At 66.2% G+C, this 26,645-nt stretch carries 24 protein-coding genes and 1 pseudogene; 7 read left to right on the plus strand and 18 right to left on the minus strand.

What is annotated here, in order from left to right:
- The first annotated feature begins 3 nt into the window (after positions 1-3).
- The gene (locus CAL26_RS19475; RefSeq protein WP_094849981.1) at positions 4-879 is read left to right on the plus strand and encodes a formate/nitrite transporter family protein; all 876 of its coding nucleotides are present in this window, start codon (positions 4-6) and stop codon (positions 877-879) included.
- Here CAL26_RS19475 and CAL26_RS19480 read toward each other — a convergent pair.
- Positions 863-1,747: a helix-turn-helix transcriptional regulator gene (locus CAL26_RS19480; RefSeq protein ID WP_256988533.1), complete on the minus strand. Its 885-nt coding sequence runs from the start codon at positions 1,745-1,747 to the stop codon at positions 863-865. The genes CAL26_RS19475 and CAL26_RS19480 overlap by 17 nt on opposite strands.
- Positions 1,748-1,985: 238 nt before the next feature.
- Here CAL26_RS19480 and CAL26_RS19485 point away from each other — a divergent pair.
- A pseudogene (locus CAL26_RS19485) lies at positions 1,986-2,615 on the plus strand (NAD-dependent epimerase/dehydratase family protein); the annotation flags it as partial.
- Positions 2,616-2,931: 316 nt separating this feature from the next.
- A complete protein-coding gene (locus CAL26_RS19490; protein ID WP_094849982.1) occupies positions 2,932-4,431 on the plus strand; it encodes a catalase in 1,500 nt (499 codons plus the stop codon).
- A 111-nt stretch (positions 4,432-4,542) separates the two neighbouring features.
- Here CAL26_RS19490 and CAL26_RS19495 read toward each other — a convergent pair whose 3' ends face one another.
- Both CAL26_RS19495 and CAL26_RS19500 read right to left on the minus strand, forming a co-directional pair.
- Positions 4,543-5,340 (minus strand): ABC transporter permease, encoded by a 798-nt coding sequence (locus CAL26_RS19495; protein WP_094848408.1) that lies wholly within the window; start codon positions 5,338-5,340, stop codon positions 4,543-4,545.
- Entirely contained in the window at positions 5,337-5,936 is a 600-nt protein-coding gene (locus tag CAL26_RS19500; RefSeq protein WP_094848409.1) for an ABC transporter ATP-binding protein, read from the minus strand. Before CAL26_RS19500 ends, CAL26_RS19495 begins: the two co-directional genes overlap by 4 nt.
- A 116-nt stretch (positions 5,937-6,052) precedes the next feature.
- Between CAL26_RS19500 and murJ the strand changes: the two genes are divergently transcribed.
- A complete protein-coding gene (gene murJ / locus CAL26_RS19505; RefSeq protein ID WP_256988652.1) occupies positions 6,053-7,738 on the plus strand; it encodes a murein biosynthesis integral membrane protein MurJ in 1,686 nt (561 codons plus the stop codon).
- A 63-nt stretch (positions 7,739-7,801) separates the two neighbouring features.
- On the opposite strand, the gene CAL26_RS19510 is transcribed toward murJ, so the two are convergent.
- Together CAL26_RS19510 and CAL26_RS19515 are read right to left on the minus strand one after the other, a co-directional pair.
- The gene (locus CAL26_RS19510) at positions 7,802-8,788 is read right to left on the minus strand and encodes a Bug family tripartite tricarboxylate transporter substrate binding protein (protein ID WP_094848410.1); all 987 of its coding nucleotides are present in this window, start codon (positions 8,786-8,788) and stop codon (positions 7,802-7,804) included.
- Between the two features lie 68 nt (positions 8,789-8,856).
- Complete coding sequence (locus CAL26_RS19515; RefSeq protein WP_094848411.1) at positions 8,857-12,408, minus strand: indolepyruvate ferredoxin oxidoreductase family protein; 3,552 nt, start codon at positions 12,406-12,408, stop codon at positions 8,857-8,859.
- Positions 12,409-12,530: 122 nt separating this feature from the next.
- Between CAL26_RS19515 and CAL26_RS19520 the strand changes: the two genes are divergently transcribed.
- Positions 12,531-12,983, plus strand: coding sequence for an Lrp/AsnC family transcriptional regulator (locus CAL26_RS19520; RefSeq protein ID WP_094848412.1), 453 nt, complete (start codon positions 12,531-12,533; stop codon positions 12,981-12,983).
- 58 nt (positions 12,984-13,041) lie between these two features.
- On the opposite strand, the gene mazF is transcribed toward CAL26_RS19520, so the two are convergent.
- The 11 genes from mazF to CAL26_RS19575 all read right to left on the minus strand — a co-directional run bounded on the left by mazF (position 13,042) and on the right by CAL26_RS19575 (position 22,027).
- Entirely contained in the window at positions 13,042-13,380 is a 339-nt protein-coding gene (gene mazF / locus CAL26_RS19525) for an endoribonuclease MazF (RefSeq protein ID WP_094848413.1), read from the minus strand.
- The gene (locus CAL26_RS19530) at positions 13,380-13,619 is read right to left on the minus strand and encodes an AbrB/MazE/SpoVT family DNA-binding domain-containing protein (protein ID WP_094848414.1); all 240 of its coding nucleotides are present in this window, start codon (positions 13,617-13,619) and stop codon (positions 13,380-13,382) included. Before CAL26_RS19530 ends, mazF begins: the two co-directional genes overlap by 1 nt.
- Positions 13,620-13,943: 324 nt before the next feature.
- A complete protein-coding gene (locus CAL26_RS19535; protein ID WP_094848415.1) occupies positions 13,944-14,687 on the minus strand; it encodes a ChrR family anti-sigma-E factor in 744 nt (247 codons plus the stop codon).
- A gap of 4 nt (positions 14,688-14,691) precedes the next feature.
- Positions 14,692-15,249: a sigma-70 family RNA polymerase sigma factor gene (locus tag CAL26_RS19540; RefSeq protein WP_218831564.1), complete on the minus strand. Its 558-nt coding sequence runs from the start codon at positions 15,247-15,249 to the stop codon at positions 14,692-14,694.
- Between the two features lie 161 nt (positions 15,250-15,410).
- Positions 15,411-15,929, minus strand: coding sequence for a lipocalin family protein (locus CAL26_RS19545; RefSeq protein ID WP_094848416.1), 519 nt, complete (start codon positions 15,927-15,929; stop codon positions 15,411-15,413).
- A 2-nt stretch (positions 15,930-15,931) separates the two neighbouring features.
- Complete coding sequence (locus tag CAL26_RS19550; protein ID WP_094848417.1) at positions 15,932-17,020, minus strand: SAM-dependent methyltransferase; 1,089 nt, start codon at positions 17,018-17,020, stop codon at positions 15,932-15,934.
- Between the two features lie 22 nt (positions 17,021-17,042).
- A complete protein-coding gene (locus tag CAL26_RS19555) occupies positions 17,043-17,810 on the minus strand; it encodes a DUF1295 domain-containing protein (protein ID WP_218831565.1) in 768 nt (255 codons plus the stop codon).
- Complete coding sequence (locus tag CAL26_RS19560) at positions 17,807-19,081, minus strand: SAM-dependent methyltransferase (RefSeq protein ID WP_094848418.1); 1,275 nt, start codon at positions 19,079-19,081, stop codon at positions 17,807-17,809. The genes CAL26_RS19555 and CAL26_RS19560 overlap by 4 nt, the downstream gene beginning before the upstream one ends.
- A complete protein-coding gene (locus CAL26_RS19565; protein ID WP_094848419.1) occupies positions 19,078-19,863 on the minus strand; it encodes a DUF1365 domain-containing protein in 786 nt (261 codons plus the stop codon). Before CAL26_RS19565 ends, CAL26_RS19560 begins: the two co-directional genes overlap by 4 nt.
- A complete protein-coding gene (locus CAL26_RS19570) occupies positions 19,860-21,140 on the minus strand; it encodes an NAD(P)/FAD-dependent oxidoreductase (protein WP_094848420.1) in 1,281 nt (426 codons plus the stop codon). The genes CAL26_RS19565 and CAL26_RS19570 overlap by 4 nt, the downstream gene beginning before the upstream one ends.
- A 2-nt stretch (positions 21,141-21,142) precedes the next feature.
- Entirely contained in the window at positions 21,143-22,027 is an 885-nt protein-coding gene (locus CAL26_RS19575; protein ID WP_256988534.1) for an acyl-CoA desaturase, read from the minus strand.
- Between the two features lie 224 nt (positions 22,028-22,251).
- On the opposite strand from CAL26_RS19575, the gene CAL26_RS19580 reads away from it, so the two are divergent.
- Entirely contained in the window at positions 22,252-23,187 is a 936-nt protein-coding gene (locus tag CAL26_RS19580) for a cation diffusion facilitator family transporter (RefSeq protein WP_094848422.1), read from the plus strand.
- A gap of 30 nt (positions 23,188-23,217) precedes the next feature.
- Here the strand turns inward: CAL26_RS19580 and CAL26_RS19585 are convergent, their stop codons facing one another.
- The gene (locus tag CAL26_RS19585) at positions 23,218-24,165 is read right to left on the minus strand and encodes a Bug family tripartite tricarboxylate transporter substrate binding protein (protein WP_256988653.1); all 948 of its coding nucleotides are present in this window, start codon (positions 24,163-24,165) and stop codon (positions 23,218-23,220) included.
- A gap of 151 nt (positions 24,166-24,316) precedes the next feature.
- On the opposite strand from CAL26_RS19585, the gene CAL26_RS19590 reads away from it, so the two are divergent.
- Entirely contained in the window at positions 24,317-24,991 is a 675-nt protein-coding gene (locus CAL26_RS19590; protein WP_094848424.1) for a GntR family transcriptional regulator, read from the plus strand.
- Positions 24,992-25,026: 35 nt separating this feature from the next.
- On the opposite strand, the gene pdxR is transcribed toward CAL26_RS19590, so the two are convergent.
- Positions 25,027-26,496: a MocR-like pyridoxine biosynthesis transcription factor PdxR gene (gene pdxR, locus CAL26_RS19595; protein ID WP_094848425.1), complete on the minus strand. Its 1,470-nt coding sequence runs from the start codon at positions 26,494-26,496 to the stop codon at positions 25,027-25,029.
- Positions 26,497-26,645: the final 149 nt, after the last annotated feature.

Genomic DNA, 26,645 nt, shown 5'->3' on the forward strand with positions numbered 1-26,645 from the left:
GACATGGCGACGCATCACGAGGCCGGCGCGGATTCGCCGCACCTATCGCGTGACGAGCAAGGACAGGCCTCGCAGCACGCGAGCCTGCAAGCGCCCGTCATCCACGAAGTCGTACGCGAAGAAGGCGAAATCGCGCTGCGGCGCCCGGTGCCCGCGCTGGCGTGGTCCGGCCTGGCGGCGGGGCTATCCATGGGGTTTTCCTTTCTGGTGCAGGCCGTGCTCGCCGCGGGCATGCCCGACGCGCCCTGGCGCCACCTGGTGGCGGGACTGGGCTATTGCACCGGTTTCGTCATCGTGATCCTCGGGCGGCAGCAGCTGTTTACCGAAAGCACGCTGACCGTCGTGCTGCCCGTCCTGGAGCATCGTGACGCCGGCACCGTGCTACGCGCGCTCAGGCTTTGGGTCGTCGTGCTGGCGGCGAACGTGGCGGGCACCTTCGCATTCGCCGCGCTATTGCTGGTCCCGGGTGTCTTCGAGCCGCAAGTCGTGGGCAGCCTGCAGGCACTGGCGATCGAAGCAATGCCCGAAAGCTTCTGGCCCACCGTGCTGCGCGCGGTGTTCGCCGGCTGGTTGATCGCATTGATGGTCTGGCTGTTGCCCAGCGCCCGCGCGGCAAGACTGATGACCATCCTGTTCATCAGCTACATCGTCGGCGTCACCCATCTCGCGCACATCATCGCGGGCTCGGTCGAGGCCGCGTATGCCGTGATGACGGGGCATGCGTCAGCAGGCGACTTCCTGCTGCGCTTCTTCGCGCCGACCCTGCTGGGCAACATGATAGGCGGCATTTCGCTGGTCGCCATGATCAACCATGCCGCGGTGGCATCGGAATTGCATGACCGCAAACAAGGCGACGGCGGGGCTAGGCAGCAGGCCTAGATGACGCGGCTTCCGTGGCCGTCGGTCGGATCAGCGAAGCTATCCGCGCCAGGTCGTCCGGCGTCGCCGGGTTGTAGACGACCATGCTCAGGTCCGGCCTGCCATCGACCGCGAAGGCGGAATACTCGAACGAGAGCGGGCCCAGCACCGGATGCTTGATGTGCTTGACGGTATCGCCGTGCGGCCCCTGCACGTCGTTGGCCAGCCACAGGGCCTGGAACTCCGGACTCAGGCGGCAGAGGTCTTCGACCAGCGGCGCCACCGCATCGGCCGCCCCCGCCCGCGCGGCATCCACCCTGAACGCCGCCACCACGAAGCGCGCGACGCTTTGCCAGTCGTACTGCAGCGCGCGTGAGCGCGGGTCCAGGAATACGATGCGCAGGATATTGCGCGCTTCCGGCGGCAGCGCGCCGTAGTCGGCCAGCATCACCGTGGCGCCGCGATTCCAGGCCACCACGTCCCAGGTCGCCGTGCGGATCAAGGCCGGGCTCGGATCGAGCGCGTCCAGCACGCGCTGCAAGCGCGGCGTCACGCCTTCGCCCTTGCGATAACGGACTTCCGGCGGGCGGCCCAGGCCGAGCAGGAACAAATGCTCGCGCTCGACGTCGGTCAGCATCAGCGCGCCGGCAATACGGTCCAGCACGTCCGCGGACGGCGCGCCGCCCCTGCCCTGTTCCAGCCAGGTGTACCAGGTGGGGCTGATGTTCGCGCGCTGCGCGACTTCTTCCCGGCGCAGGCCCGGCGTGCGCCGCCGGCCGCCGGGGAAACCGAAGGCCGCCGGGTCCAGCCTGGCGCGCCGGTCTTTCAGGTACGCGCCCAACTGGGTGGGCGCGGTGGCCCGCGCCAAGGGGCTCGCTGCCTCGGGCACCGGCGCCACCGGGCGCGCGGCAGAGGCAAGGGCGGTAAGGGAAGTAAGAGTGCGGGCGGACATCCGGTTAGCTTTTATACCCTGATAACGCCACTACTTTACCAGGATAAACGCAGGGCGCAGATTATCTCCCACGGCGCAATGCCGGCCCCTTACTGTTCCACGGAGATGCTTCACCATGCGTATTTTCATCACCGGCGCCACCGGTTTCATCGGCTCCGCCGTCGTCAGGGAACTGATGTCCTCGGGCCATCGGGTCATCGGCCTGTGCCGCTCGGACGACAAGGCCGCGGCGCTGGCTGGAGCGGGCGCCACCGTCCATCGCGGGTCGCTCGAAGACACCGACAGCCTGCGGGCCGGCGCGGCCCGGTCGGACGGCGTCATCCACCTGGCCTTCAATCACGACTTCTCCAGGTACCAGGACAACTGCGACGACGACCGCCGCGTCATCGAGTCCCTGGGCGCGGCGCTGGCCGGCACGGGCAGGCCGCTGATCGTCACGTCCGGCACCGCCCTGACCCGCACCGCGCCGGGACGGGCCGCCAGGGAAGACGACCCCGCGGCCAGCTCGTCCGTCATGCCGCGCGCCGCGTCCGAAGAAGCCGCCGCCGCCGTCGCCGCGATGGGCATCAATGTTTCAATCGTGCGATTGCCGCAGGTCCACGACACCGCACGGCAGGGCCTGATCACTTACCTCATCGCCACGGCCCGCGAACGCGGCAGCCTCGCGTACATCGGCGACGGCGGCAACCGCTGGCCGGCGGCGCACGTCGACGACGTCGCACGCCTGTATCGGCTGGCGATCGAAAAAGCGGTGCCCGGAGCGAAATACCACGCCGTCGCGGAAGAAGGCGTGGCCATGCGCGATATCGTCGAAACGCTGGCACGCCGCCTGGCGCTGCCGATCGAAGCGATCACGCCCGCAGAGGCCGAGACGCGCTTTGGCTGGATGGCCCACCTCGTCGCGCGGGACCTGCCGACGTCCAGCGAACAGACACGCCGCACATTGGGGTGGCAACCCACCGGCCCCGCCTGCTCGCGGATCTGGCCCGCCTGGCCGAAATGTAAGCTTCTCTGTCATTGCATGGCGTCCCGGCCCTGTGGCACTCTATCCTACTGCTCAGCTGCTTATGCGCGTACGCAGCTTCGCGCGCGCCCCAACCGCACAGGGAGAGAACATCACCATGACCGACAAGCCATTCGACACTTCGGCGCCATCGACGACCACCACGGGCGCACCCGCGGTCAGCGATCGCAATTCATTGACCGTGGGACCGGACGGTCCCATCGTGCTGCACGACGTGCACTTTCTCGAACAGATGGCGCACTTCAACCGCGAGAAGACGATCGAACGCCAACCTCACGCCAAGGGCTCCGGCGCCTTTGGCGTGTTCGAAACCACCGAGGACGTCTCCCGATACACCAAGGCCGCCCTGTTCCAGCGCGGCGCCAAGACGGAAATGCTGGCGCGCTTTTCGACGGTGGCCGGCGAACAGGGCAGCCCCGATACCTGGCGCGACGTGCGCGGATTTTCGCTGAAGTTCTACACCAGCGAAGGCAACTACGACCTGGTCGGGAACAACACGCCGGTTTTCTTCGTACGCGATCCGATGAAATTCCCGCATTTCATCCGCAGCCAGAAGCGCCTGCCGGACCGCGGGCTGCGCGACAACCACATGCAATGGGACTTCTGGACCAACAATCCGGAAAGCGCGCACCAGGTCACCTATCTGATGGGCCCGCGCGGCCTGCCGCGCACCTGGCGGCAGATGAACGGCTACGGCTCGCACACCTATATGTGGGTCAACGCGCAGGGCGAACGCTTCTGGGTGAAGTATCACTTCCATACCCGGCAGGGCATGGCGTTCTTCAGCAATGCCGAAGCCGCCACCATGGCCGGCTCCGATGCGGATTTCCACCGGCGCGACCTGTTCGAAGCCATCGAACGCGGGGACTGTCCGGTCTGGGAGCTCTCGGTGCAGGTCATGCCCTACGCCGACGCCAAAAACTATCGCATCAACCCCTTCGACCTGACCAAGGTGTGGCCGCACAAGGATTACCCGCTGATCAAGGTCGGCACGATGACCTTGAATCGCAACCCGGTGAACTTCTTCGCCGAAATCGAGCAGGCGGCGTTCTCGCCGGGCAACACGGTGCCGGGCATCGGCCTGTCGCCGGACAAGATGCTGCTGGGCCGCGCCTTCGCCTACAACGACGCGCAGCGCAACCGCATCGGCGCCAACTTTCACCAGTTGCCGGTGAACCAGCCCAAGGTGCCCGTCAACACCTATATGATCGACGGCCCCATGACCTACCACCATACGGGGGCGGCGCCGGTGTACGTGCCCAATAGCGGCGATCGTCCGTGGGCGGACGAAACCGGCAAGGTCGACAACGGCTGGGAAGCGGACGGCGAGATGGTCCGCAGCGCCTATACCCTGCACGCCGAAGATGACGACTTCAGCCAGGCCGGCACCATGGTGCGCAAGGTGTTCAGCGACGCCGATCGGGCCGCGCTGGTCGACACGGTGTCGGGCAGCCTGATGGGCGGCGTACGGGAACCCGTCCTGAGCCGCGCGTTCGATTACTGGAAAAAGGTCGACGCGGACGTCGGCGGGCGCATCGAGGAAAAGGTGCGCAAGGGCCAGGCGCCCAAGCCCGCGGAAGGCCAGGGCCAGGGCTGAACGCGACGGACGCACGGCTGGCACCGGGCGGCCACCGCCGCCCCGGTCAGCCGCCCCGGTCAGCCGCTGCGTCTGGCCGATACCTGGTCGGTACCCGGCCGGGACGCTGCCTTACCTGTCCCGCAGGCGATCCAGCCGCAGCCTGTCGCGACCGTCCGTCAGCCGCTTCATCGCGAGATATCCCGCGCCCATCGCCGCCAGCGCGCTGGCTCCGCACAGCAGGAACATCAACAGGATCTGGTACTTGGCGGCTTCCACCGGATCCATGCCGGCCAGGATCTGCCCCGTCATGATCCCGGGCAAGGTGATGATTCCCGCCGCCGACATCTGGTTGATCGTCGGCACGATCCCCCGGCGCACGGCTTCACGCAGCAAGCCGGCAAACGCCTGGCGCGCGGTCGCGCCCAGGGCCAATCTTGCTTCGATGCCCGCGCGCTCGCGCCGCACCCCGGAAAGCACGGTGTCCAGGCTCAGGCTCGCCGCGTTCAACACGCTGCCCAGGACGATGCCGACGAGCGCGATCGAATAGCGTGGGTCGTACCAGGGCGTGGGGCGCAGCGCCGTATGCAGGATGAACATCGCCGTCACCAGCGTGGCGGTGATCACCGTGACCGCGGCCACGATGCCATTGCCGTGGCGAACGATACGCTCGCGCGGACGAGCGGCGACTTCACGCGCGGCCAGCGCCATCATCACCAGCAGCACCAGGATGGTCGCCGCGGCCGACGCATGCGCGAAGACCAGCCGCAGGATATGGCCCACCAGCAGCAGTTGCACGACCGTCCGCGCCGCGGCCCACAGCACCTGTCCATGCAAGGCCAGGCGCAGGCCCAGCGAAATCAGCGCCGCCAACGCGACCAGGCTGGCGGCCAAGGCCAGGTCGGCGGTCGTCAGATAGATCACGTTCATGCGCGGCGCTCCAGGCGGCCTTGCTCCATGCGCCAGGAATGGGTCGCCATGCGCGCCGCCTGTTCCGCGCTATGCGTGACCAGCAGCACGGCGCGGCCATCCCGCAGGCAGCGGCGCATCTCCTGCTCGACCTGCATCGTCGATTGCGCGTCCAGCGATGCCGTGGGCTCGTCCAGCAGCAATACGGACGGCCGCAGCAGCAAGGCCCGTATCAGCCCCAGGCGCTGCCGCTCCCCGGTGGACAGCTCATGCACCATGGCGTCCAGCTTGCCGGCAGCCAGGCCCAGCCGGTTCATCACCGCTGTCGCGGCCTCCCGGTCGGCAAAGTGCTCGGCCACGCGCTCATGCCACCAGCCGGCCTCGGCCTGGCAATAGACCACCTCCCGCCGCCACTGCGGCCCTGACATCCGCGACCGGGGCACCCCTCGCAAGGAGGCGTCGCCCGTTCCAGGGTCGAGATCGGCGATCAGCCGCAGCAGCACGGATTTGCCGGAGCCGGACGGCCCCAGGATGGCATGGCATTCGCCGGGCTGGCATTCCAGGCTGACGGGCGACAGGCGTGCCGAAGAAAGGCGATCCAGGGTAAGCAGGGGCATGGATGATCCACGGGCGGGCGACGCGGACGGCGATGATGGCAACGTCAGTTCGGGGTGTTGTCGGCCATTGTCGCCGGAGAAGGTTATCTACTCCAGGGCACCCGGGCCGCCGCGTGATGCAACAAGTGATGCAACAGGTGATGCACCGGGTGATCCACGACGTGATCCACCACGTGATGGGCCACGTCTTGCTAGAATCACCGGCTTTCCCGGGCGCATTCATGGCGAAGGACAACAGCGCGCGGCACGCCATCATGGTGGCGGCCGGCATCCTCTGCAGCCGCCTGATGGGCCTGGTCCGTCAGCGGGTGTTCTCCCATTACTTCGGCCTGTCGGACATCGCCGACGCCTTCAGTTCGGCGCTGCGCGTACCCAATTTCCTGCAGAACCTCTTCGGCGAAGGCGTGCTCTCCGCGTCCTTCATCCCGGTGTACGCGCGCCTGCTCGCCCAGGGCCGGCAGGAAGAAGCCGACCGGGTGGCGGGCGCCGTCGCCGCCGTGCTGTCGCTGGTCATCTCCCTGATCGTATTGGTCGGCATCCTGGCGACGCCGTGGCTGATCTGGGCGGTCGCGCCGGGATATACGGGAGAAAAGCGCGAATTCACCATCCTGCTGGTGCGCATCCTGTTTCCCGGCCTGGGCCTGCTGGTCGGCTCGGCCTGGTGCCTGGGCATCCTGAACAGCCACCGCCGTTTCTTTCTGTCCTATGCGGCGCCCGTGATCTGGAATCTTTCCATGATCGCGACCATGGTGATCTTCCGGAACTCGAGCCTGCCCGATCTGGCGGTGTGGCTGGCATGGGGCACGACCTTCGGCTGCCTGCTGCAGTTGGCCATCCAGTTGCCGCCGGTCCTGCGGCTGACGGGCAAGCTGCCCCTGCGGCCGGATGGCGCCAACGCCAGCGTGCGCGAGGTGTTTCGCAATTTCGGCTCGGTGGCCATCAGCCGGGGCGTCGTGCAGATCAGCTCCTATGTCGACCAGGCCATCGCGACGCTGCTGGGTCCCGGCGCCATGGCCGCGATGACCACGGCCGCCTCCATCAATATGCTGCCTGTCAGCCTGTTCGGCATGGCGATATCGGCGTCCGAATTGCCCGCGATGGCGCGTTCGCTGGGCGACGACGGCGCGACCGACGCCAGGGAAGCCCTGCGCTCGCGCCTGGACCGCGGCATGCGCCGCATCGCGTTCTTCGTGGTGCCCTCCGCGATGGCTTTCTTCGTGCTGGGCGACGTCATTACGGCGGCGCTCTACCAATCCGGCCGCTTCACGCACGACGATGCCGTGTTCGTCTGGGCCATCATCGCCGGCTCGGGCGTGGGGCTGCTCGCTTCCACGCTGGGCCGCCTGTATTCGTCCACCTACTACGCCTTGCTGGATCCGCGCACGCCGCTGCGCTACGCCCTGGTCCGCCTGCTGCTGACCACCGTGCTGGGCCTGGCCTGCGCCCTGGTGTTGCCGGCGCGCCTGGGCATCGCGCCCCAATGGGGCACCGTCGGCCTGACGGCATCGGCCGGGGTCGCGGCCTGGGTGGAGCTGTTCCTGCTACGCCGCACCTTGAATGCACGGATAGGCGTCACGGGATTGCCACGCGGACTGCTGTTCCGGCTATGGACCGCCGCCGGCCTGTCGGCCGCCGCCGCCTTCGCGCTGAAGATCACGCTGGCGTGGCAACAGCCGGTCTTGTTGGGTATCGTCGTGCTGGGCCTCTATGGCGGCCTTTACTTCGCGATCACCTACGTGGCGCGGGTCGACGAGTGCCGCGGCTTCATGCAGGCGCTGGGTCGGCGCCTGAAGCGGCGGTAATCGTGCGACGGTAATCAGGCGGCGCCATTGAGGCCGCGCCAGGGTCCTCGACGACCGGCTCGCCTATTCCAGCTTGATGTTGGCTTCGACGACCACCGTATGCCACTTGTCGATCTCGGCCAGCAGTGCGCGGTTGAAGTCCGCCGGCGAACTCCCGACTGTCTCGATGCCATCCTCCGCCAGGCGCGCCTTCAAGGCGGGATCCGCCAGCACTTTGGCGATCGCTTGCTGCAAGGTGCGGATGACCGGTTCCGGCGTGCCGCGCGGCGCCAGCACGCCATGCCATGCGGAAGCCTCGTAGCCCGGCACGCCCGCCTCGGCGACCGTCGGGACGTCGGGCAGCAAGGGCGACCGCTTCGCGCCCGTGACGGCCAGCGCCTTCACGTTCTTCGCCTGCGCCTGCTTGGACGCGGACGCCGCGTCGCCGAACGTCATGTCGACGGTGCCGCCGACCACGTCGAGCAGGGCCGGGCCGGCGCCCTTGTACGGCACCGGGTTGATGGAAATCCCCGCTTGCCGCATGAACAGCTCGATCGCCAGGTGCGACGAACTCCCCTGCCCCGCCGTCGACACGGTCAGCGTCCCGGGCTGCCGCTTCGCCAGGGCGATCAGTTCCTTCAGGTCGTTCACCGGCAACTGCTTCTTGACAGCCACGACATAGGGATAGCGAGTGAGCTGGGTGATCGGCGCGAAGTCCTTGCGCGCGTCGTACGGAAGCTTGCTGTACACCGACGGATTGATGGCGTTGGGACCGCTTTGTCCCAGCAGCAGGGTATAGCCGTCGGGCTCCGCCTTGGCGACCGCGTCCGTGCCGATGATGCCGCCGGCGCCGCCGCGATTGTCGATGATGAAGGCTTGGCCCAGTTGTTCGCCCACCCCCTTGAAAACCAGCCGCGCGACGATGTCGGCGCCGCCGCCCGCCGCGAACGGCACGATCACGCGCACCGCGCGATCCGGATACGCGGCTTCGGCGCGTACGCCGGACAGGCTTGCGCAGGCGAACGAAAACAGCGCCAGGGCCAGCGCCCCGCGTCGACGTATCTGGGTCATTGCGTGTCTCCACCCCGCGGGTGCCGCGCCGTGGCGACTCGCGCAGCCGGCCCCGCAGTCGATTTGTTTTATATGGCAGAGGAGACTGTAGGCGCTTTCGTCGGTGGCGTCTCTGTAAACGTATTCCAGAACGTTGAGTTAATTTCAACATTGTGCGCGGCCAGCGCATCGCGATAGCGCGCCACGCTGGCCAGCTTGATGTGGCCATAGCCGCGGATTTTCTCCGGCAGCGCGGCGATCCTGACCGCGCGATCCAGGTTGTCCGGCCCCAAAGTGTCGAGCAAGGACTCGATGATGTCGCGATACTGCCGGACCAGCTCGCGTTCCATCCTGCGTTCGCGGGTATGGCCGAAGGGATCCGCCCACGTTCCCCGCAGTCCCTTCATGCGGGCCAGCATCTTCATCGCCGACAGCGTCCAGGGGCCCAGGGTCATCTTGCGTGGCAATCCGGTTGCCGGATCCTTGCGCGCGAATACGGGCGGCGCCATGTGGAAATGCAATTGGTAGTCCCTGCCCGCCACGCCTTCGAACTGGACTTCCAGCTGCCGGGCGAAGTCGCCGTTGGTGTACAGGCGCGCGACTTCGTATTCGTCCTTGTAGGCCATCAGCTTGAACAGGTTGCGGGCGACCGCCAGCGCCAGCCGGGGCGAGGTTCGCGTGCCCGCGGGATCAGCCAGCCCGCGTTCGCGCGCGGCGACCCGCTCCACGAATTCGCGATAGGTGGCGGCATAGCGGGCATCCTGATACGCGCCCAGTTCCGCAACACGCCGCTTCACCGCCGCATCCAGGGTTTCCGGCATGTTCAGCTGGACGACCGACGCACGCGGGCGCAGCAGGTCGTCCAGGGCGCGCGGCTGGTGCGCGGCCAGGCGGCCGGCGTCGAACGCCGCCCGATTGGACGCCACCGCCACGCCGTTCAGCTCGATGGCGCGCAACAGCGCCGCGTGCGTCAGCGGCACGTCGCCGCGCTGCCACGCGTAGCCCAGCATGAAGACGTTCGCCAGGATGCTGTCGCCGAACAAGGCCAGCGCCGCCGCGCGCGCATCGATGGCGGCGGTCCTGTCCTCGCCCGCCGCATGCCGCACCTTGGCGAGCAAGGCCTCCGGCCGCATGGCCGCATCCGGATTCCGCGTGAACTCGGATACGGGCGCGACGTAGGTGTTCACCGTCACGCGCGTGGCGCCCCGGCGCAATGCGCCCAGGGCGTCGGCCGACGTGGACGCCACGAGATCGCAGAGTATGGCCGCGTCCGCCTGCTGCCAATCCAGGCGCACCGGACCCGCCGCCATGTGCCGCGGGGCCAGGCGGATGTGGCTGATCACGGTACCGCCTTTTTGCGCCAGGCCGGTCAAGTCCAGTACCGACGCGGACAGGCCCTGCAGATGCGCCGCCATGGCGACCAGCGCCCCGATGGTAATGACGCCCGTGCCGCCCACGCCCGCGACGAGCAGGCGATACGGCGCGTCCACGGCCGCGATGGCAGGCATGGGCAAGGCGGCGATCGACGCCTGCAGGCCATCCCGGTCGTGCGTGGACGCTCCGCTCGCGCGCGGCTTGCCGTCCATGACGGAAACGAAACTGGGGCAGAACCCGTCCGCGCAGGAATAGTCCTTGTTGCAGCTCGACTGGTCGATCGCGCGCTTGCGGCCATATGGCGTTTCCAGCGGCACCACCGACAGGCAGTTCGACGTCGAGCCGCAGTCGCCGCAGCCCTCGCAGACCGCGCTGTTGATCACCATCCGGCGCGGCGGATCCGGAAATTCGCTCTTCTTGCGGCGACGGCGCTTTTCGGCGGCGCAGGTCTGGTCGTGGATCAGCACCGTCACGCCCTTCGTAACGCGCAGCTCGCGCTGCAGGGCGTCCAGTTCGCGGCGGTGGTGCACGGTGGCGCCCGCCACGTCCACCCCCTGGTACTTTTCGGGCTCGTCGGTGGTGATGACGATGCGCTCGACGCCTTCGCCGCGTAGTTGCCGGCAGATCCGCGGGACCGACAGCGGTCCATCCACCGGTTGTCCACCCGTCATCGCCACGGCGTCGTTGAACAGGATCTTGTACGTCATGGTGGCCTTGGCCGCCACCGCCTGGCGGATGGCCAGGTATCCCGAGTGGAAGTAAGTGCCCTCGCCCATGTTCTGGAAAACGTGCGGCGTTTCGATATAGCGCGACAGGCCGATCCAGTCCGCGCCTTCGCCGCCCATCTGCGTCAGGCCCGCGGTGTCGCGGTCCATCCACGCCGCCATGTAATGGCATCCCACCCCGGACAGCGCCTGGCTGCCTTCCGGGACCTTGGTGGACGTGTTGTGCGGGCATCCGGAGCAGAAATAAGGACGGCGCCGCATGCCGTCGGCTTCGTTGGACAAGGCATCCGGACAGGCGAATGCCGCGCCATCGATATGCACATGCAGATGTGCGGCGCGGGTCAGCCAGGCCGCGAGCGGGCCAGCCAGCAGGGACGGACGCAACTGGCCGGCCGAAGGAATCAGGGGCTCGCCATCCAGGCCGGTCCTGCCGGCCACGGTGGGGCGTTCGGCCTGGTTGAACAGCATATCCTTGATCTGCGCCTCGACCACGGTGTTCTTTTCTTCGACCACCAGGATGTGGCCCAGGCCACGCGCGAACGCCTGGAAACGGCCCGCGTCCAGCGGCCAGGTCAGGCCGGGCTTGTAGACCCGCACGGGCGCATCGGGCCCCTGGACGTCGATGCCGAACCGGGCCAGCGCTTCCATCGTATCCAGATGGGCCTTGCCGACCGTCACGATGCCCACCGTCGCATGCGGCGCCGCGCAGACGAGCTTGTCGATGGAATGCCGCGCGACGAAGGCCTGTACGGCCTTCATGCGCGTATTCATGCGCTTTTCCACGGCCAGCGACAGGAAGTCGCGCGCCGTGTATTCCAGTTCGCTCGCCGGCAATGCCGGATCTTCCGGCATGGAGTAGAAAGGTGTGGGCGCGGGCAGGAAGGACTGTCCGCTTTCCACGGTCTCCGACACGGCCTTGAACGCCACCCAGGCGCCGGCGTGGCGGGAAAGCGCCCAGCCATACAGCCCGAAGGTTTCGTATTCCTCCACCGACGCCGGATGCACGATGGGCATCTGCCAGGCGATCAGCGACGCCTCGCTGGAATGCGGGATCGACGACGACGCCGCGGTGTGGTCATCGCCCACCACCACGAGCACGCCACCGTGGCGCGACGCGCCGGCGGCGGTGCCATGGTGCAGCGCGTCGCCGGCCCGGTCCACGCCCGGCCCTTTGCCATACCACAGGGAGAACACCCCATCCACCTTGCGATCGGCGCGCACGCCGGCCTGCTGCGTACCCATGATGACCGTGGCGGCCATGTCTTCGTTGATCGCGGGCAGGAAACTGATCTGGTTGGCGTCCAGGATGTTTCTGGCCTTCCACATGGCCATGTCCACCCCGCCCAGGGGCGATCCGCGATATCCGGACGCGAACCCGGCCGTGTTCAGGCCCCGTTCGCGGTCCAGCCGGCGCTGCGTCAGCAGCATGCGCAGGAGCGCCTGCGTCCCGGTGAGGAAGACGCGTCCGTCCCTGCGGGTGTAGTTGTCTTCCAAACGGTAGTCCTGGTCCAGGCCCAGGTCCGCGATCGGTGTGCCGTCCATGATCGGTCCTCCTCGAAACATGATAGGAGCGATGGACAGCCGATTTATTGCGTTATTGGATCGTGCTTTCCCTATAATGCGAAATGAACGTTTCGTTTTTTCCGAATTTATCAGGGAAACTCATGGACAAGACCGATATCGCGATCCTGAAGGCCCTGCAGGAAGACGGACGGGCGTCGGCCCAGCAGCTGTCGGATCGGGTCGGCTTGTCCGCCGCGCCGGTGTGGCGCCGCGTCAAGGCGCTGGAATCGGACGGCACGATCGTGGGATACGCCGCGCAAGTCGATCGCAACAAGGTGGGCCTGCACGGCTGCATGTTCGCCCAGATCAGCCTGGAGCGGCATTCCTCCGACACCGTGGAAAACTTCGAACGCACGGTACGCAGCGCGCCGGAAATCCTCGAGTGCTATGCCGTCACGGGCGATTCAGATTACCTGCTCAAGATACTGGTCGAAAGCCCGGAAGACTACGACCGCTTCCTGCACCGTTTCCTGTTCAATCTGCCAGGCATCCGGCAGACGCGAACCATCGTGGCCCTGCGCGAAATCAAGCACGAGCAGCGGCTACCGCTCTAGCGTCCACCTTGTGGTGGCGATGGGGCAAGCGCTGAATCTGTCACTCACGCCATCACGATCAATTTAATTGAAGCAACGCACACACCTTGGCCATTACCTCGACCATCACCGCATCTGACGCGCGCTCAATCTTTGCTGCTTTTCGCACCTTCCAGTCCAGGCTTTTGACTTGGTCAGAAAGGACCACGCCAGCCATTTTGGCGGAATCGACAGCAACCTCGAAGGGATATCCCTTTACGGCGCTCGTTATAGGACAACAAATCAATAAATTAGTCTTGGCGTTGTAAATCCGCGGCGACAGCACCAGCGCGGGCCGACGCTTTGCCTGTTCACGACCTGCCTGCGGATCAAAGTCGATCCAGATAATCTCACTGCGATCCGGCACGTAGGCGGGCATTAAAACTCTTCTCCAACCGCAGCGCCGGTTTCAATTTCATTGTGTCGATTCTCGGGCGTAATGCCGGCAACCAGGTCTTCGAGCGAGTGCCGCTGTTTAGGATCCGGACGCAGCATGACGGCCTCGCCTTCGAACGTCACGTTGAGCTTGGTTCCCACTGCCGCATGCAGGTGCTCCAAAAGATGGGCAGGCAAGCGGATACCTTGGCTGTTTCCCCATTTCACTACCGTAACTTCCATGATGACCTCGTTTTGAATTCACCGCACGGCCCATAGGCTTCCGGACGTCGGGCCTGCTTGGCAAAGCTGTCGCTGGCAATTCTGTACCGCCAGGTGCCTTAGCAATCTCACAGCCACGATGTATATACATTGTATATCCACGCCTGCAAGTGAGCAACCCTCTGTTTGCCGCCGTGACGGCGGCGCACCCTGTAGCGTTCCCTCCCAAACAGGCGCTGGAATGGCTTGATCTCGACACGGCATCGGCACGCGCTGTGTCGAGCTTAAAGCGTAGTTTGCCGAGTCGGCTTTTGCTGGCACAAAGTTCGGCAGGAGGTGGTTGCTTCACATGCCGAACCAAGGCTGGAGCAGCCTCAGCCCCCAGCTCTTGAAACGGATGGGCGCATCGGTGGCGCCCAGGGTGATGCAGATGCCCTCGTCTGCCACGATGGGCTGATGCTCCACGTCGCAGTCCAGGTCGGCGATGTCGCCGGCGCGGAAGATGCCGAAGCGATCCTCGTAGGCGCCGCGCAGCACCAGGCTCAACTCGGCGCTGCCGTGGCCATGCTCGGGCATGCGCACGCCGGGCGACAGCATCAACAGGAAAAGCCGGCCCTGCGACACGCGCGCCTTGGCCATGCGCACACCTGGCGCCAGGAAGCGCCATTGCAGGCCGCTGTAGCGGGTCCCGAAGTACGGTCGCAGGGCGGCGGGCAGGCAGTCCTCGTCGCCCTGCACGGGCGGGCGCGGAGGATGTTCCACGTCCGCGACCTGCGCGGCCGCGATCTGCGCGTCGGCGACCTGTCCAATCGCGGCCGGCATTCCCGAACCGTCGGCATCGAGACGCTGCAGCATGGCCGCGCGGGCCTGCGCACCCGGCTTCGGCAAAGGCGTCGCGTCGTCCCGGCCAGTCTCACCCGCGCGCGCCTCCAACAATGCGCCGCCCACGGCATCAGCCTGCCGCAGCCGCGCCCGGCAATGCAGGCACATCTCCAGGTGCGCGCCGGCCGCCACCGACAGGGCCTCGGGCAAGGCGCCGGCGCTGTAGCTGACCAACGTCGCGTCATCCAAGTGATGTTGAGGTTTCATGGCATCAATCTGTCAGCAACGTACGTAGTTTCTTGAAGGCCAGGCGGATGCTGGACTTGACCGTCCCCAAGGGCATGCGCAGGTCCTCCGCGATCTGGCTGTGGCTCTTCGCCTGGAAGTAGCACATCTCGACGATCCTGGCCTGCTGCGCGGGCAGGCTGGCAAGCGCGGCACGCAAGGCCTGTTCCGAGGCTTCCTCTTCCGCGCTGCTGGTATCGGCCGCCTCGAATTCGTCCAGCACCACCTGGACCGCCGTCCAGCCTTTTTCGTTCCGGTAGTGGTCGATGTACAGGTTGCGGGTGATCCGGTACAGCCAGGTGCTCAGCGTCGAGCGCGCCGGATCGTATTGGTCGGCCTTCTGCCAAAGCCTGAACAAGGCCTCCTGCACCAGTTCCTCCGCCAGGCCGGCCGGCACGCCCAGTCCTTCCAGGTAGCGGCCCAGCCGGGGCGCGTAGTAGTCGTAGATACGCATGAAGCTGGCACGGTCGCGCTCGCGTGCGACCGCGCGCACCAGCGGCGCCCAATCCGGCTGCCCGGCACACCCCTGATCGACGTCATCCACTGCGTTTCTCAAACCCGTCGCAAGCTCCGTGATTGCCATTGTTTCCGCGGCGGCGCGCGCGTCATGCCGTCCGCGCGCGGCAAAAAGCGGCCGCGAGAAGGCGAGCATAGCGGATGCGCACATCGCGTGGTCACCCGGATTTCGATCCGGCCGTCATGGAGCTACTTCGCGCACTGCTGCGGCACCTTGCGCAGCGGCTGCGTATAGCCGAGTTCACCTACCCTGCGCACCAGCTGGGCATAGACGTCGTCGGCCAGGCAAGGGACGCGCGCCATGATCCACACATAGTCCCGCTTCGATCGCCCGACGATGGTGGTCTGGTAGTTCTCGTCCAGGTAGGCGATGACGTACTCCGCCTTGATGGGCCAGACGAACTGCATGCCCCAGACGGCATTGCCGGTATCCGGTTTCACCGTACCCACCGGATGCATGGTTTCCACCTTGGCGTCGAAACTGCCGTCGCGATAACGGAAGTCCGTCTGGATCCGGCCGTCCGGCAGCAGGCGGTAGCTTTCCACGGCGTCGTAGGCATTGCGTTCAGGAAAACTGGGGATGTGCGCGATGACATACCAGTCCCCCATGAAGCGGGGCAGATCAACATGATTGACGGGCGGCATGGGCGTGGGGGTGCTGCAACCCGCCAGCAAGCCCGCGATACCGGCACAAAGCGCGCGCAACATGGTCATTCTCCCTGCGGATGGCTGAACAGGTAATGGCCCACGCCCCACTGCTGGCCATCGTCATAGCCGAACAGTTCGGCACACGCCATCCAGAACATGCGCCATCGCTGGTGCCACAGGCCGGCGAGCGGCCCGTACGCGCCGGCCAGCACCTCGCGGGCGCGGACGGCGCGGGCGTCCTGGTTGGCCAGCCAGTGATTGGCCGTGCGCTGATAATGCGTGCCGTCCAGGAACCACCTGTTTTCCAATTGCAGGTCACCCTGAAAATGCAGCAGTGTCGACGCCGCCGGCATGATGCCGCCCGTAAAGAAATGCCTGCCCATCCAGTTGTCGGCGCCGTCGGTCTCGAACGGATAGGCGCGTTCGCGATGGGCGAAGATATGGACGAACAGCTTGCCTGCGGGGTATAGCCAACGCGAGATCCTGGCCATCAGGGCCTGGTAGTTGCGCATGTGCTCGAACATCTCTATCGAGATGCAGCGGTCGTAGGCGCCGTGCGGCAGCGACAGCACATTCACGTCGCAGGTCAGGACACGGACATGTCCCCAGCCGCGCTCGCGGCAACGGGCCTCGATGTGCTGGCGTTGCGTCACGGAATTCGACACAGCCGTGATGCGCGCATTCGGAAACTGTTCGGCCATCCATAGCGTCAGCGAACCCCAGCCGCAGCCCAGTTCGAGGATATCCTGCCCGTCCGCCAGTTCCGCCCGCTGCGCATACAGGCGCAACATGGCTTCCTCCGCCAGGTCCAACGTCTCGTCGCCCGTAGGGTAGTAGCAACTCGAATACTTCATGCGGGCGCCCAGGCACAGTTGGAAGAATTCGGTGGGCAGTTCGTAATGCTGGGCGTTCGCGGCATCGGTATGGATGGCGACCGCGCTTTCGCGCAGGCTGGCGATGAGCTGCTGTTCGCGCTCGGTCCAGGCCTCGATGCCACCCGCGTACTCCTGGGCCAGCCGCTGTGCGCAAAGGCGGCGTATGCCCAGGCGCATGAGCGGATCCGGAACCAGGCCGCGCTCGGCCAGGCCCAGCAGTCCGGGCGCGGGCCTATCGGTGGCGAGTTCGCTGGCCTGCATGGTCGCTGTCGTCATGGCGTGCCTCATCGTATGGGAATCAGGATTTTGGAAACCAGGGAAAGAAGGCCGGCGTACGGCCCTGGTAATCGCGATAGTCGTCACCGCGGCTGCGCAGCGCCTGCTTTTCGGTATAGGGCACGCCGCTGATCCAGCGCAGGAACACGAACATCAGTACCGGCCCGAGCCAGGCAAGCCAGGCCAGCGGCGATCCCCAGGCCAGCGCCACGTACGCGAACCACTGGCACCATTCGAAGAAGTAATTGGGGTGCCGCGAGTAACGCCACAGGCCGTCGCGGCAGGTCCGGCCGCGATTCGAAGGGTTGTCGCGGAATCGATCCAGCTGCAGGTCGGCAATGATCTCGCCCGCCGCCGCGGCGACCCAGATGACCAGCGCCAGGACCACCGGCATGCCCGCGGCCGGGCTCGCCCCGACGGCCAGGAAGGGCAGGCAGAACAGGCCCACGAGCCCCGCCTGGAACATGAACAGGCCGAAGAACTTGCCCTGGTGGCCATGCCAGTGCTCACGCAGCGCGCGATAACGGCCGTCTTCTTCCTGCCGCACGCGCCGCCAGATATGCCATGCCAGGCGCGCCGCCCACACGCCGGCCATGACGGCCAGGCAGATCCTGGCGATGCCCGAACCCTGGCCGGTCGCGGCGATCAGCAGCGCGCTAGCCCCCATCCCGAGCGACCAGATGACGTCCACGATCCCCGCATTGCGGTGGCGGGACTGCCAGCGCCATCCCAGGGCCATGGCGACGACCATGCACATGACGATGACCAGCCATTGCTGCAGCGGCGTCATGGCTGCTCCGGTACCCAGCGATCGCCCGCGACGCGCGCCTGGGGATGGGTCAACAGCAGGTGCGATACGCCGATCGAGCGCTCGCGGAAACCGCCTTCGCAATAGGCCAGGTAGAACTCCCACATGCGGCAGAAGCGCTCGTCGAAGCCCTGGGCCCTGACCAGCGGCAGGTGCGCCAGGAACTGTTGCCGCCAGGCTTGCAAGGTGCGCGCGTACGACAGCCCGAAATCCTCCAGATGGACCAGCGCCAGGTCGCAGGCCCGCGTCTTGGCCCGCAACATGGCCTCGATGGATGGGATGAAGCTGCCGGGAAAGATGTACCGCTTGATGAAATCCACCGACCGCAGGGCCTGCGCATAGCGATGGTCTTCGATCGTGATGGCCTGGACCAGGGCACGTCCGCGCGGTTGCAGCAGGTCGGAGATCTTGCGGAAGTAACCTTCCAAAAAGCGCGCGCCGACGGCCTCGATCATTTCGATGGAGACGACCTTGTCATACTGGCCCTGCAGGTCGCGATAATCGCGCAGGACCACCTTGACGCGATCCTGCAGGCCGGCTTCGCGCACCCGCGCGATGGCCAGTGCATGCTGTTCCTGCGAGATGGTGGCGGTCGTCACGTGGCAGCCATAATGGCGCGCCGCATGGATGGCGAAGCCGCCCCAGCCGCTGCCGATCTCCATGACCTGGTCGCCGGGCTGCAGGTCCAGCTTGCGGCAGACCAGGTCCAGCTTGCGCCTGGACGCGGCTTCCAGCGTATCGTCCGCGCCCTCCCACAGCGCCGAGGAATACATCAGGTCCTGGGAAAGGAACAGTGAAAAGAAATCGTTGCCCAGGTCGTAATGGGCGGCGATGTTGCGGCGGCTGCCCGCGCGCGTGTTGCGGTTGCCGGCATGCCAGGCCTTCAATACCCAGGCGGCCAGCCGCGCCAGTCCCGACTCCATATCGTCCAGCGTGTCGCGGTTGCGCACCAGCAGGCTCACCAGGCCGACCAGGTCGTCGCAGCCCCACATTCCCGCGCCGTAGGCTCCGCCCGCCCCCACGCTGCCGTGCGTGGCGACCAGGCGATAGAACGCCATATCGCCGACAGCCAGGTGGATGGTGGGCTTGCCGTCACCCAGCGTGGTGCTACCCAGGCAGTCCTGGATCACCAGCCGCCCATGGCGCAACCCCGCCAGCCCGGCGAACAGGCGCTTGCGCAGCAAGCGATCGACCTTGCCGACGCGGCTCACCGCCGTGATGGCGGCATGATCGGACGACGTCATGGGTTTCATTCGGGTTCTCCGTTGGGCGTGCCGGGGTGGTCGTAGACGGGATTGCGCTTGAGCCACAGGCGCAACGCCTGCCAATGGATCGCACCGACCACCTGCAAGGTCATGAGCGGGAATCGCCACAGCACGCGGGCGAGCGCGGCGCCATCCAGCGCCCGGCGGCGCAGGTGCAAATGGGCATCGAACTGCGCCCGGTCCTGGTGGCTGACGCGCATGTGCACGCGCAAGTCGTCGGCGGGCGCGGTCAGGGTCCAGCCGTAGGCGCAATCCATCGGCATGAATGGCGAAACGTGAAAGCGCTTGCCGAATTCCCAGGTAAGGAATTCGCCGCGCCTGCGCGCGGCAGCGGCCGGCAGCACGATGCAATGGCGCTGTTTCCAGGGCGTGTTGGTGATCTCGGCGACGATCGCGGCCAGGGTGACGCCGTCGGACTCATAGCAGTAATAGAAGCTGACAGGGTTGAACACGTACCCTGCATAACGCGCGTGGGCCAGCATCCGGATGGGCCCGGTGGGCACGGTATCCATGGCCAGCCGCAGGCGCGCGCGCACCGCCTCCTTCAGGGGCAGGCTCGGGGCGCCATCCAGCGCGGCGCCATCCAGGTAATCGGCGCGCCGCCATTGCGCCAGGTTGGGACGCTCGGTCGACCACAGCCAGCGTCCGCGGAACACTTCGTCGATCTCATCCAGGTCCAGATAGAGCAGCGCCATGCGGAAATCGAAGGCGTGCGCATGCGGCAGATGCCGCTTGTGCATGACCCGGCCTTCGTACAGCGCGCTGTTCATGCCGCCACCTTCGACGGAACAGCCGCGGTGTCCGGCAGCGATTGGATGTCCCGCACGACGTCGAGCGCGCTGGCCACGCCGTCTTCATGGAAGCCCCAGCCCCAGTAAGCACCCGCGTACCACGTCCGCTGACGGCCCGATATTTCCTTCCGGCGAGCCTGCGCGGCCACCGACGCCAGGGTATGGAGGGGATGGTGATAACGCATGCGCGCCATCACATGCGTCGGATCGATGGCGTCGTCGCGGTTCAAGGTGACGATGAAGGGCAGCCGCGAATCCAGGCCCTGGAGCAGATTCATGCAGTAGCTGACCGAACAGGGCGCGGCGGGATCGGCCGGCACATAGGCATTCCAGGCGGCCCAGGCCTTGCGGCGGCTCGGCAGCACGCGGGCATCGGTGTGCAGGACGACGTCGTTGTCCTGGTAGGTGATCGCCCCCAGCACGTCGCGCTCGGCGGGCGTGGGGTCCGCGAGCAGGGCCAGGGCCTGGTCGCTGTGGCAGGCCAACACGACATGGTCGTAGACGTCGCGCTCGTCGCGCGTCATTACCGTGACCGAATCGCCGTGCCGCGCGACGGCGCGGACCGGACACTGCAGGCGCACGCGCACGCGCCAGCGCTGCCGCAAGGCCCGGATATAACCGTTGGAGCCGCCCTGGACGACACGCCATTGCGGCCGCTGGCTGACCTGCAGCATCTGATGGTTGGCCATGAACCGCACCAGGTAGCGGGCGGGAAATTCCAGGATGCGTGCCGCCGGCGATGACCACAGGGCCGATGCCATCGGGATCAGGTGATCGTCCCGGAAGGCCGCGCCGTAGCGATGCTGCTGTAGATACTCGCCCAACGTCGGGCCGTCGCCATCCCCCCTCAGCAAAGCCGGCGCCTCGCGATAGAAGCGCATGATGTCCCGCACCATGCCCAGGAAGCGCGGCGACATCAGGTTGCGACGCTGGCAGAACAGCGCATCCAGCGACGTGGCGTTGTACTCGAGGCCGCCGGCCTGCTTGTGGACCGAGAAGCTCATGGTGGTCGGCTGCGACGCCACGCCCAACTCGTCGAGCATGGCCGTGAAGCGGGGATAGTTCACCGGGTTGTGGACGATGAAACCGCTGTCCACCGCATACAGGCGGCCATCCTGTTCGACCGCATGGGTATGCGTATGTCCGCCCAGGTAGTCGTTCGCTTCGTAAAGCGTCACGTCGCAATCGCGCTGCTGGCCCAACTTCCAGGCGCAGACCAGACCCGCGATGCCCGAACCGATGACGGCGACACGCATGCTCACTCCTTGGCGCGTGCCAGCACCCAGGCCGGCACGGGCTTCAGGTCCCAGATCAGTCCCGTGGCCGCCAGCAGCCGCAGGCCATACCAGGTGATATCGATCTCGGCCGCGCGAAAGCCCTGGCGCGCCGAGCCTGGATAGAAATGATGATTGTTATGCCAGCCTTCCCCGAAGGTCAGCAGCGCAAGCCAGAGATTGTTGCGGCTGGCGTCCGAGGTCTCGTAACGGCGCTTGCCGTAACGATGCGCCAGCGAGTTGATGGTAACCGTCGCATGGAACAGCGCGACCGTGGAAATACAGAAGCCCCACACCAGCATCTGCGGGCCATCGGTGCCCAGTCCGGGGGCGTAGTACGCCAGGGCGGCGCCCAGCGCATAGCAGCCCAGCGCCAACACCGCCGGCACGGCGACATCGTAGCGGTCCAGCCAACGCAGTTCGGGATACACCCGCAGATCCGGCACGCGCGCCAGGTCGGTGGCGAAGGCGCGCGGCGTCAGGAACCAGCCCATGTGGCTCCACAGGAAGCCGTGCCGCATGGGCGAATGCAGGTCCCGCTCGTCATCGGCATGACGATGGTGGTGCCGATGATGTGCCGCCCACCACAAGGGTCCCCGCTGCGCGCAAGCGGCGCCCGCGAGCGCGAACACGAACTGCATGGCCCGCGATGTGCGGAAAGTGCGGTGGGAAAAATAGCGGTGGTAGAAGGCGGTCAGGGCGAACATGCGCACGGCATACAGCGCTGCCGCCACCGCCAATGCCGTCGGCGAGACGCCCGTCCAGAACACACCCAGGCAGGCCAGGTGCAACAGCAGGAAAGGCAGCGCCCGGGCGATATCGATACGATCCAGATCGCCACCAGGCGCGCCCTGCGCCTGCGTGTCCACCCACCGCCGTATCGATGTGGCCCAACCACCGGTGCAACCTTCCGAGTCCCCGCGCATCATCCGATCCCGTCCAAGCCGTGTCCCTTCATACGGGGCCTGGATGGGTTTGGATCACCTAGGGATAACCCGCAGAAGCGCCGTTCCCGCTCGGGAATGAAATTGGCTGTGCCCCGGAACCGTGACGAGCCCGACCTTATCCCGCCGACCTCATACCCAGGAGACTCATGGCTACCGGCAGCAAGAAAGTCATTTATGTGGCGCTGGCTGGCAACCTGCTCATCGCCCTGACGAAGTTGTTCGCCGCCATGTACACCGGCAGCTCCGCCATGCTGTCCGAAGCGGTCCATTCACTGGTGGACACCGGCAACGGCGGATTCCTGCTGTATGGCATGCGGCAGGCGCGGCGACCGCCCGACAAGCGCTTTCCCTTCGGCCACGGCAAGGAAATCTACTTCTGGAGCTTCATCGTGGCGCTGCTGATCTTCTCGCTCGGCGCCGGCATCTCCATCTACGAAGGCGTCCGGCACTTGCGTGAGCCCGTCCGGATCGAAGACCCCGTCGTCAACTACATCGTGCTCGGACTGAGCATGTTGTTCGAAGGCAGTGCGTGGCTGGTAGCGCTCAAGGAATTCAGGCGGCAAAAGGGCAAGCAGGGCTATCTGGAAGCAGTCGAAGCCGGGAAGGATCCCACGGCATTCGCGGTGCTCCTGGAGGACAGCGCCGCCATGCTGGGACTGCTGTTCGCACTCGCGGGGCTCACCTTGAGCGAAGTCACCGGCAACATGATGTATGACGGCGCCGCTTCCATCGTCATCGGGCTGATCCTCGCGTCCGTGGCGATATTGCTGGCCCGCGAGACCAAGGGCCTGCTGATCGGCGAAAGCGCCTCGCCGGAGGTGGTGGACGGTGTCCGGGCGCTGATGGAAGAAACCCCTGGTGTCGATCGCGTCAACGAAATCCTGACCATGCATATGGGCCCGGACTACATACTGGTCAACGTCAGCCTGATGCTCTCGCCCACTCTGGATCGCGCACAGGCGCATGAGATATTCGACCTGATCGATGCGCGCATCAAGTCGCGCTACCGCCGCGTCAAGCGCGTCTTCATCGAATCCGAAACGCGGCTACAGCGTACGGGCAGCGACCCGCGCTCGGATTAGATGCGGCGGCTCAGACCTGGAACGCCAGCTTCATTTGTCGACGAAGCCGGCCTGTTCCAGGAGCTTGCGGGTGCGCGGAATTTCCTTGGCGATCAACTCCTTGAAGGATTCCCGGCTTCCACCGTAAGGCTCCGCGCCGGCCTCCGCGAGCTTGGTGCGCAACTCGCCGCTTTGCAGGGCCTTGTTGATCGCGGCGTTCAGTTTGTCCAATATCGGTGTCGGCGTCCCGGCGGGCGCCACGATCCCGTACCACGGCGCGATGTCGTAGCCGGGATAGCCCTGTTCCGCGATGGTGGGGATGTCCGGCGCCTGATCGGAACGCTTGGCCGTGGACATGCCCAGGGCAACCAGCTTGCCGGACCGTACCTGCGGCAGTCCCGTCATGATCGTGTCGAAGTACAGGCTCACCTGCCCGCCCAGCAGCGCGGGAATGGCTTCGCCGGCCCCTTTGTAAGGCACGTGCAGAATGTCGGTGCCCGTCGCTTGTTTCAGCAGTTCGCCGGCCAGGTGGGACGTGGTGCCCGTGCCGAAGGACGCGTAGGTCAGCTTGCCCGGGTGGGCGCGCGCGTAGGCCACCATCTCCGGCAGGGTCTTGAACGGCTGCCCGGGCGTGGTGAGAAGAATATTCGGCGTGTAGGCCACCATGGAGACAAGCTCGAACTTGTCAGGATCGTAGCCAAGGTTTTTTTGCGTGAACCGGTTGGTGACGACCGCCGCCGGGCCGCCCATCAACAACGTGTAGCCATCCGGCGCGGCCCGAGCGACGATGGAGCTTCCGATGGCGGCCGCGGCGCCGGGGTGCGCCTCCACCACGAATGGCTGGCCGAAGTCGCGCGAAAGCACCAGCGCGACTTGCCGCGTGATCAGGTCGGTGGCGGATCCCGCCTGGAACGGAACCACGATTTTGACTGGCCGGTCTGGCCAGGACGCGGGCTGCGCCCATCCGGCATTCGGCAGGACCGATGCGATGGCGAGCATGAGGCCCGATACGGCTTTCTTCATGTGTAACCCCTTGCATGTTTGATTGGCGGTTTATGAACGGCGCCGCCTATACTAAGAAAAATGGACAACTGTATAACTGTATCCAGTTTTACGGTTTTTAGCACGAAAATCGCCAGGCTGCGAATACATGGAAAAACTACTGCTGCCCCGAAGCGCGTTGAACGCGGAAGAGGAGGCGTATCAACACATACAGCGCCAGATCGTGCAAGGCGCCGCACGGCCCGGCAGCCGTCTCGTCCCGGAGATCATCGCGGGCGAGATCGGCATCAGCCGCACCCCTGTGCGCGTGGCGCTGCGCCGCCTGGCGTCCGAAGGGCTGGTCACGATACGCACCAATCGCAGCGCGGTGGTGCGCCGCCTGAATCGCCGCGAAATGTTGGAGGTCTTCCAGATACGGTCAGTCCTGGAAGGCCTCGCATTGCGCAATGCGATGGAGAACATCGGTCCCGCCCAACTGCACCGGCTGGACGCCATGCTGGATCAGCTCGACGGCACCGCGCCCGCGGCCGTGGACCAGACCAGCACCCACCGCGAATTCCACGAATACCTGTGCGGCTTCTGTCGGCAGCCCCGGCTGCAACAGCAGATCTCCGACCTGCACGCGGTTGTCGAGCCCTATATGCGCCTGTGGGCGTCGGAGCCCGGACGAGTCGCGGTTCGCATGCGGGAGGCGCACCAGGAACTGATCGACGCCATACGCGGCGGCGATCCGGAACATTGCGAGGCGATGATGCGCAAGCACGTGATGGGCACCGTGTCGGCGCTCGCGCCGTTTCTGCCGGACGACGACGGGCGGGCCTGAGTTGCGCATTCACGTCGCGCATTCACGTCTGTCGATCACGTCGCGTCGATCACGTCGCGGAGCACCGCGAACGCCGTAGGGATGCGGGCCTGCGGCACGCATGCGTAGCCGAGGATAAGACCCTGGCGCGCTCCGCGCCTGGCAGCGTAATAGCCGCTGAGCGCGCGCACCATGATTCCCGCCGCCGCGGCGCGCCGCGCCACATCGCCGTCGTCGCGTATCCCGGGCAGCGCCAGCACCAGGTGCAGGCCGGCGTCATCGCCCAGGACCGGAAACCGGTCCCCGTAACTATCCCGGATCGTTTCGAGCAGGGTGTCACGGCGCTGCTGATACAGCGCGCGCATGCGGCGAATATGCGAGGCCAGGTGGCCCTCATCGATGAATTCGCCCAGTGTCGCCTGCGCCATCATCTGCCCTTCCCGGTACAGCTCGGCAATGCCCTTGGCGAACAGCTCGGCGATGGCTTCCGGGACGACCATGTATCCCACGCGCATGCCGGGAAAGAGCACCTTGCTGAAGCTGCTGACGTAGATGACCTGTCCGTCCTGGTCCAGTCCCTGCAAGGACGCCAGAGGGCCGATGCCGTAGCGGAACTCGCTGTCGTAGTCGTCCTCGATGATCCAGCAGCCGTGCATGCGGGCGTACTGCAATAGTGTGCGCCGGCGTTGCAGGCTCATCACGCAACCCAGCGGATACTGGTGTGACGGTGTGCAGATGATGAGGCGTGGCGGACGGCCAAGCTGGCGAGCAGACGGGTTCATGCCTTCGGCATCGACGGCGATCGGCACGGGCTTCAAGCCCGACGACAGCAACAGGGTGCGCACACCCCAGTAGCAGGGCTCTTCGACCCAGACCTCGTCGCCGACGTCGCACAGCAGACGGATCGCCAGATCCACGGATTGGTGGATGCCCGTGGTGACGATGATCTGTTCCGGCGCGCAGGTCGCCGCCCGCGCCACGCGCAGGTAACTGGCGATCGCCCGCCGCAAGGGCGGATATCCGCCGCCCGGCGCGTAGGTCATCAGCTCCTGTCGGCCATGGCGCCAGATCCGGTTCTGCAGCCGGCTCCATATGCGGCTCGGGAACTCCGTGACGTCCGGCACGCCAGGCATGAAGGCGCCCCACTGGGTGCGCGCCACGCTGGCCATTTCGATGGTACGGCGGCCCCGTTCCGATAGCCGCCGCATGCCGCCGGCCGGGCGGCGCAGCGGCGCCGTGGCCGCCGGCAGGGATCCAGGAGGCCTCGTATCGGCGACGTAGGTGCCGCTGCCGGTTCGCGATTCCACATAGCCCTCCACCTGCAGCTGCTCATAGACCTGGATCGCGGTATTGCGCGCGATGGACAAGTCCGCGGCCAGCACACGGGAAGCGGGCAGCCGGAGCCCCGGCGCGAGCCGGCCTTCCAGGATGGCCGACTGCAACAGCCGGGCCAGCCGGCGATAGGTCGGTTCGTCCGAAGGCTCCGCCAGCTGCGCCTTCAACCATTCGCTCAGCATGGCGTCCAATCGGTGCTCCCTGGTGTCGGTAGGATGGCGGCGGTCGATCCCCGGTGTCAAAGTGGTTCCATGCATATTCGATGAATGGCTCTACCACCCGGGGCCAATGCGGATGATACTGCACGCCGCATGACGGCCTCCATGCCGCCGATCATCGG

The sequence above is a fragment of the Bordetella genomosp. 9 genome (assembly GCF_002261425.1).
In the GTDB taxonomy this organism is placed as follows: Bacteria; Pseudomonadota; Gammaproteobacteria; order Burkholderiales; family Burkholderiaceae_B; genus Bordetella_C.